The following is a 6,328-nucleotide window of genomic DNA, read 5'->3' on the forward strand; positions in this document are numbered from 1 at the left end:
GGGTGGGCTCGAGTGGGGAAGGGCGGTTCGACCGGCCGACCGGCGCACGCCTAGCCTGCTGCGCTCATGGATCGCACCCTCGTCATCTGCAAGCCCGACGCCGTCGAGCGTGGTCTCGTCGGCGAGATCATCAGCCGCTTCGAGCGGCGGAACCTGAAGATCGTGGCCATGGAGCTGCGCCAGGTCGACGAGGAGACCGCTGCCCGCCACTACGCCGAGCATGCGGAGAAGCCCTTCTACGGCGAGCTGATCGAGTTCATCACCCGCAGCCCGGCTGTGGTGATGGTCGTCGAGGGTCCGGAGGACACGTGGCAGGTGGTGCGCACGATGATGGGGGCCACGAACCCCCGCGAAGCTGCGCCCGGCACCATCCGGGGCGACCTCGGCATCCTGTTCACCGAGAACCTCATCCACGGGTCGGACTCGGCCGAGTCGGCAGCCCGCGAGATCGACATCTGGTTCCCCGGGCTGGGCTGATCCAGGCAGGCCGGGCCCCTGGGACCGGATCCCGCACGGCGTGCGGCCACCCCGGCCCGGCCGGTGACACTGTTGCGATCAGGTTACAGAGGGGTAGGCTGACAGGTTGAGAAGGGCCCGGGGCCCACCGAGCAATGGTGGGCAATCTGGCCTAGCCTGCGATCACACCTCGCCCGCCTCGTCCCGGAGCCAGAGCGGAACCAATGGCCGCACAAGTCCTGTCGTCGCTGTCATCGATCATGGGTCGCGACATGGCCGTCGACCTCGGTACGGCCAACACGCTGATCTACGTGCGCGGGGAAGGCATCGTCCTGAACGAGCCGTCCGTCGTGGCGGTCAACGTGAACGACGGCCGGCCGGTGGCGGTGGGAGCCGAGGCCAAGCGCATGATCGGTCGCACTCCTGCCCACATCCGGGCCATCCGCCCGCTGAAGGACGGCGTCATCGCGGATTTCGACTACTGCGAGAAGATGCTGCGCTACTTCATCCAGAAGGTGCACCGCTCCAAGTGGGCCAAGCCCCGCATGGTGATCGCGGTGCCGTCCGGCATCACGCCGGTGGAGCAGCGCGCGGTGCAGGAGGCTGCGGAGTTCGCCGGCGCCCGCAAGCCTGCCTACATCATCGAAGAGCCGATGGCCGCGGCGATCGGCTCGGGTCTGCCGGTCCAGGAGCCGACCGGCAACATGATCGTCGACATCGGCGGCGGCACCACCGAGGTCGCGGTGATCTCTCTCGGTGGGGTGGTGACCAGCCAGTCGATCCGCGTGGGCGGCGATGAGCTCGATGAGGCCATCATCAACTTCATCAAGAAGGAGTACAGCCTGGCGCTGGGCGAGCGCACGGCCGAAGAGGTGAAGATGGCGCTGGGCTCCGCCTGGCCGCTCGAGCAGGAGCTCCACGCCGAGATCCGAGGCCGTGACCTGGTGACCGGCCTCCCGAAGACCATCGTCACCTCGACCGAGGAGATCCGGGACGCGCTGGAGGAGCCGGTCTCGGCGATCGTCGACGCGGTCAAGGTCACGCTCGACAAGACCCCGCCGGAGCTGGCTGCCGACATCATGGAGCAGGGCATCGTCCTCGCCGGAGGCGGCGCGCTGCTCAACGGCATCGACGCCCGGCTCGAGCACGAGACGGGCATGCCCATCGTCATCGCCCCCAACCCGCTGTACGCGGTGGCGATCGGTTCGGGGCAGTCGCTCGAGGAGTTCGAAGCCCTGAAGGGCGTGCTGTTCTCGGCCAACGTGAGCGGCTGACGGAGCGGCCGCCGTGGCTGTCTCCCGGCGCACCGGGCGCTCCCGCTTCACGCTCCTGCTGCTCATCCTCACCTCGATCACCCTGCTCACCCTCGACTTCCGGGGTTTCGAACCGCTCGACCGGGCCCGCTCGGCCGTGCTTGCCGTGTTCGAACCCGTCGGGTCATTCGCTTCTGACACCTTCGAACCGGTACGGAACGCCTGGAACGGCGCCTTCGCCTACGACGAGTTGGCGAAGGAGAACGAGGAGCTGCGTCAGCGGGTCGACGAGCTCGAAGGGCAGATCACCAGTGGCGAGGTGGCCAAGCAATCGCTGCGCCAGCTGCTCGAGCAGGCCGACATCCCCTTCGTCGGCGACCTCCCCACCGCCCGGGCGCGGGTCATTTCGGGTGCGGTGTCGAACTTCGACCGCACCATCGAGATCGACCGGGGCGAGAACGCGGGGGTGCGTCGGGGGATGCCGGTGGTGACCGGCCAGGGGCTCATCGGGAGGGGGGTACGCGTCTCCGGTGACCGAGCCGTGGTGGATCTCCTGTCGGGCGGCAACTTCTCCGTCGGCTTCAGCGTCGTGGGCACGAACGTCCTGGGGGTGGCCCGCGGTCGGGGGGATGGGACCCGGCTGAGCGCCACGGTCGACGTCGATCGGGTCGTGCTCCCGGGCCAGATCCTCGTCACCAGCGGCGTGGCGGGCTCCACGTTCCCTCAGGGCATCCCGATCGGCACGGTGGCGGAGGTGGGCGACGGCAAGGGATCGCTGCAGCGCGAGCTGGCTGTTGACATGCTGGCCCGCCAGTCGGATCTGTCGTTCGTGACCGTGGTGTTGTGGGAGCCGACCCAGCCATGAAGTGCGCCGCCCGTTTCGGGCTGTTGCTGCTGACCGCCGCGGTGCTCCAGCGGGGCCTGTTCTCGCAGTTGCGGGTGGCTGACGTGTCAGCCGACCTGTTCCTCCTCCTGGCCGTGGTGGCGGGGATGACCGGCGGGCCCGACCGGGGGGCGGTGGTCGGGTTCTTCTCCGGTCTGGTGCTCGACCTGCTGGTGCAGACCCCGCTCGGCCTCTCGGCGCTCGTCTACTGCCTGGTCGGCTTCGGAGCGGGCCGGCTCCAGGGCAGTGTGCTGCGGACCGGCCGGGCGCTACCGGCGATGCTCGCCGCCCTGGCCAGCGCGGCCGGCGTCGGTCTGTATGCCGTAGTGGCCGAGGTGGTGGGCCAGGTCAGCGCGGTCACCGCACACCTCCCGGTCGTGATGATGGGGGTGGCGGCGATCAACCTGCTCCTGTACCCGCTGGCCCGACCGATCGTCGCGTGGGCCTGGGACGATGAGCCGGGTTTGCGGCCCGCGACGAGGTGACGGGCCGGATCTGATGGACTGGTTCCGCTGATGGATCGCGAGTCTCCCCATCTTCGCCTGAGCATCCTCGGAGTGGTGGTGGTGTCCCTCATCGGGACCTTGTTCGCCCGCCTGTGGTACCTGCAGGTCATGGCCGCGCCCGAGTACCAGGTGGAGGCGCAGGCCAACCGGGTACGCACCATCGCCGAGGAGGCTCCCCGTGGCCGGATCCTCGATGCCAAAGGTCGGGTCATCGTCGACAACCGGACCTCGCTGGTAGTCACCGTGAACCCGCACGATCTGCAGGCAGTTCCTGACAGCGCGGCGCTGAAGCGTCGCCTCGCGGAGACTTTGACCCGCTTCGGGGTCCCCACGAAGGTCTCCACCATCGAACGGCGCCTCGGTGACAAGCAGTACAACCCCTTGCAACCCGTTCCCGTGGCGATCGACGTTCCCGAGGAGCTGTTCCTCTACCTGAGCGAGCGAGCGGACGAGTTCCCCTCGGTGGGAGTGCGCCGGGAATCGGTGCGCGCCTACCCCTACGGCGAGACCGCCGCGCACCTGCTGGGCTACGTGGGTCGCATCTCGGCGAAGGAGCTGGCCGACAAGCAGGGCACGCCCGACAACCCGAAACCGACTGACAAGCCGTATCAGCCCGACTCGAACATCGGGAAGAACGGTGTGGAACGCAGTTACGAGGACGACCTGCGGGGGCGTCCGGGCATCAAGACGGTGGAGGTTGACGCCCAGAACCGGGTGGTGCGCACCATCGACGAGCAGCCACCGGTACCGGGCCACGACATCCAGCTGACGGTCGATCTGGACGTGCAGCGCCTGGCTGAGCAGGTGCTGCGGGACAAGCTCGACTCGATCAGGGGAAGCCGCACCCGGGACGGCCGGCTGCGGGCTGCTCCTGCGGGTGCGGTGGTGGTGCTCGACCCCAACAACGGCAATGTGGTGGCGATGGCGTCTGCCCCGACGTACAACCCCGAGGAGTTCGTGAACGGCATCAGCCAGACCCGCTACGACCAGCTCACCGGCGGTGCGGCGTCGGAGAACCCGTTCATCAACCGGGCCATCCAGGGCCAGTACGCTCCGGGCTCCACCTTCAAGCCGATCACCGCCTATGCCGCCCTCTCGCACGGTCTGATCGACCGGACGACCACCTACAACGATCGGGGCTCCTACGATGCCGGCGACCGGGTGTTCGGCAGCCCCTCCGCAGCCGGGCCGGTCAACGTGGCCCGGTCACTCACCGTGTCGAGCGACGTCTTCTACTACTGGCTCGGCCACCGCTTCTACCGGGAGCGGGATGTCTACGGCGAGCTGGCCATGCAGGATGCCGCCTACGCGTTCGGGCTGGGTCGGCCGACCGGCATTCCACTGGTGGACGAGCGCGCCGGCAACATCCCCACACCGGAGTGGAAGCGCAAGATCTGGGAGTCCCTCCCTCCCGACGAGCAGGCGATCGGCGATCCGACCTGGTACCCGGGGGACAACATCAACATGTCCATCGGTCAGGGTGACGTGCTCGTCACACCGTTGCAGCTTGCGAACGTGTACGCCGCACTGGCGAACGGCGGGACGATCTACCAGCCGAACGTGGTGGCCCGGGTGCTGCGCTCACCGAACGATCCGGTCGACCCGGGCGGGGTGGTGCGGGTGGTCGAGCCCGTGGTCGAGCACCAGGTGCCGCTCCCGCCGGAGATCCGCGACCCGATCGTCCAAGGGCTGCGGGGGGTGACCACCGATCCGAAGGGCACCGCCTACGCCCCGTTCCGGGGCTTCGACCAGGCCGCCTTCCCGGTGGCATCGAAGACCGGCACCGCAGAGGTCAAGGGCAAGGCAGACTCATCGTGGTTCGCGGCGTTCGCCCCCGTCGATGCTCCGCGGTATGCGATGGTCGCGATCCTGGAGGAGTCCGGGTTCGGGGCCGAAGCGGCCGCGCCGGTGGTGCGAAGCCTGCTCGAGCTGGTGTCCGGGCAGCGGTTGACTGACCTGTCAGAGATCAGTGGGGGATCCGAGTAGTGGCGGTGCCGTCGCTCGCCCCGTCGGCGGCGCGGCCCCGTGCTGATCGGAGCCGCCGTGATCTGTCCGCACCCTGGCGCCACGTCGACGTGGTGCTCGTCGTGTGCGTGGCCGCGCTGGCGGCGATAGGTGTGTTGATGGTGTTCAGTGCCACCCGTGGCCCGACCGATCCACCTGATCGTTCGTTCCTCGTACGCCAGGCCCTGTTCGTCACCGTCGGGGCGGCGGTGATGGTGGCGGCCACGCTGGTCGACTACCGGCGCCTGCGTGACTGGGCGTGGGCGCTCTACGGGACCATGATGCTGGGCCTGCTCGGGGTGCTCTCGCCGCTCGGGCAGCAGTCGAAGGGGGCGCAGGCGTGGTTCGGCTTCGGGTCGTTCCAGGTGCAACCGGCCGAGTTCGCCAAGGTGGTGCTGATCCTCACGCTCGCCGCGGTGCTCGCCATGTGGGCCGGCGACATCGACCTGCGGCGCCTTGCCGTGCTGCTCGGCGTGTCGGGGGCACCGATGGCGCTGATCCTGCTGCAGCCGGACCTGGGCACGGTGCTGGTACTGGTGTCGATCGTGCTCGGGATGCTGCTCGTGGGGGGCCTGAGACTCCGCTACATCGTCGCGCTGACCCTCGTGGGGCTCATCGGCGTGGTGGGCATCCTGAACTCGAACGTGCTCAAGCAGTATCAGAAGGACCGTCTCACCGCGTTCCTCGATCCCGGCCGGGACACGCAGGGGACCACCTACAACGTCACCCAGAGCCAGATCGCGGTGGCCAGCGGCGGCCTCACCGGGGAGGGGCTGTTCGACGGTCGCCAGACCCAGTTGCGGTTCGTCCCCGAGCAGCAGACCGATTTCATCTTCACCGCCGTGGGGGAGGAGCTCGGCTTCGTCGGCGCGGCGACGGTGCTCGGGCTCTACGGGGTCGTCATGTGGCGGATCTGGCGGACTGCGCAGCTGTCGCGTGACCTGCTCGGCACCCTTCTGTGTGTCGGGGTGCTCTCGATGCTGGCCTTCCAGGTCTTCGAGAACGTGGGCATGGCCATGGGGATCATGCCTGTGACGGGCATTCCACTCCCGCTGCTGTCGTATGGGGGGTCCTCGACACTGACCACGTTCGCGTCGCTCGGACTGGTGCTGAACGTCCACATGCGCCGCTTCCGCTGAGCCGCCACTCCCGGCCCGCGGCGCCCCCATTCCCGGCCCGCCGAGCCCCCATTTTCCCGTTCTGTTCATCGATCCGCGGTCTCGGGC

The 6,328-nt window shown here is 68.7% G+C and carries 6 protein-coding genes; all 6 read left to right on the top strand.

What is annotated here, in order from left to right:
• Positions 1-66 precede the first annotated feature (66 nt).
• The 6 genes from ndk to rodA all read left to right on the top strand — a co-directional run bounded on the left by ndk (position 67) and on the right by rodA (position 6,241).
• Complete coding sequence (ndk, locus tag V7004_RS14795; protein ID WP_334144956.1) at positions 67-477, top strand: nucleoside-diphosphate kinase; 411 nt, start codon at positions 67-69, stop codon at positions 475-477.
• Between the two features lie 218 nt (positions 478-695).
• The gene (locus V7004_RS14800) at positions 696-1,730 is read left to right on the top strand and encodes a rod shape-determining protein (protein ID WP_442968074.1); all 1,035 of its coding nucleotides are present in this window, start codon (positions 696-698) and stop codon (positions 1,728-1,730) included.
• 13 nt (positions 1,731-1,743) lie between these two features.
• Positions 1,744-2,574, top strand: a complete 831-nt coding sequence (gene mreC / locus V7004_RS14805) for a rod shape-determining protein MreC (protein ID WP_334144958.1) — start codon at positions 1,744-1,746, stop codon at positions 2,572-2,574.
• Positions 2,571-3,077: a rod shape-determining protein MreD gene (mreD, locus tag V7004_RS14810; protein ID WP_334144959.1), complete on the top strand. Its 507-nt coding sequence runs from the start codon at positions 2,571-2,573 to the stop codon at positions 3,075-3,077. The genes mreC and mreD overlap by 4 nt, the downstream gene beginning before the upstream one ends.
• Positions 3,078-3,107: 30 nt before the next feature.
• On the top strand, positions 3,108-5,084 hold the full coding sequence (gene mrdA / locus V7004_RS14815) for a penicillin-binding protein 2 (protein ID WP_334144960.1): 1,977 nt from the start codon (positions 3,108-3,110) through the stop codon (positions 5,082-5,084).
• Positions 5,084-6,241: a rod shape-determining protein RodA gene (rodA, locus tag V7004_RS14820; protein WP_334144961.1), complete on the top strand. Its 1,158-nt coding sequence runs from the start codon at positions 5,084-5,086 to the stop codon at positions 6,239-6,241. Before mrdA ends, rodA begins: the two co-directional genes overlap by 1 nt.
• The last annotated feature ends 87 nt before the right edge of the window (positions 6,242-6,328 follow it).

The sequence above is a fragment of the Rhabdothermincola sp. genome (assembly GCF_036846205.1).
Classification (GTDB): domain Bacteria; phylum Actinomycetota; class Acidimicrobiia; order Acidimicrobiales; family Acidimicrobilacustridaceae; genus Rhabdothermincola.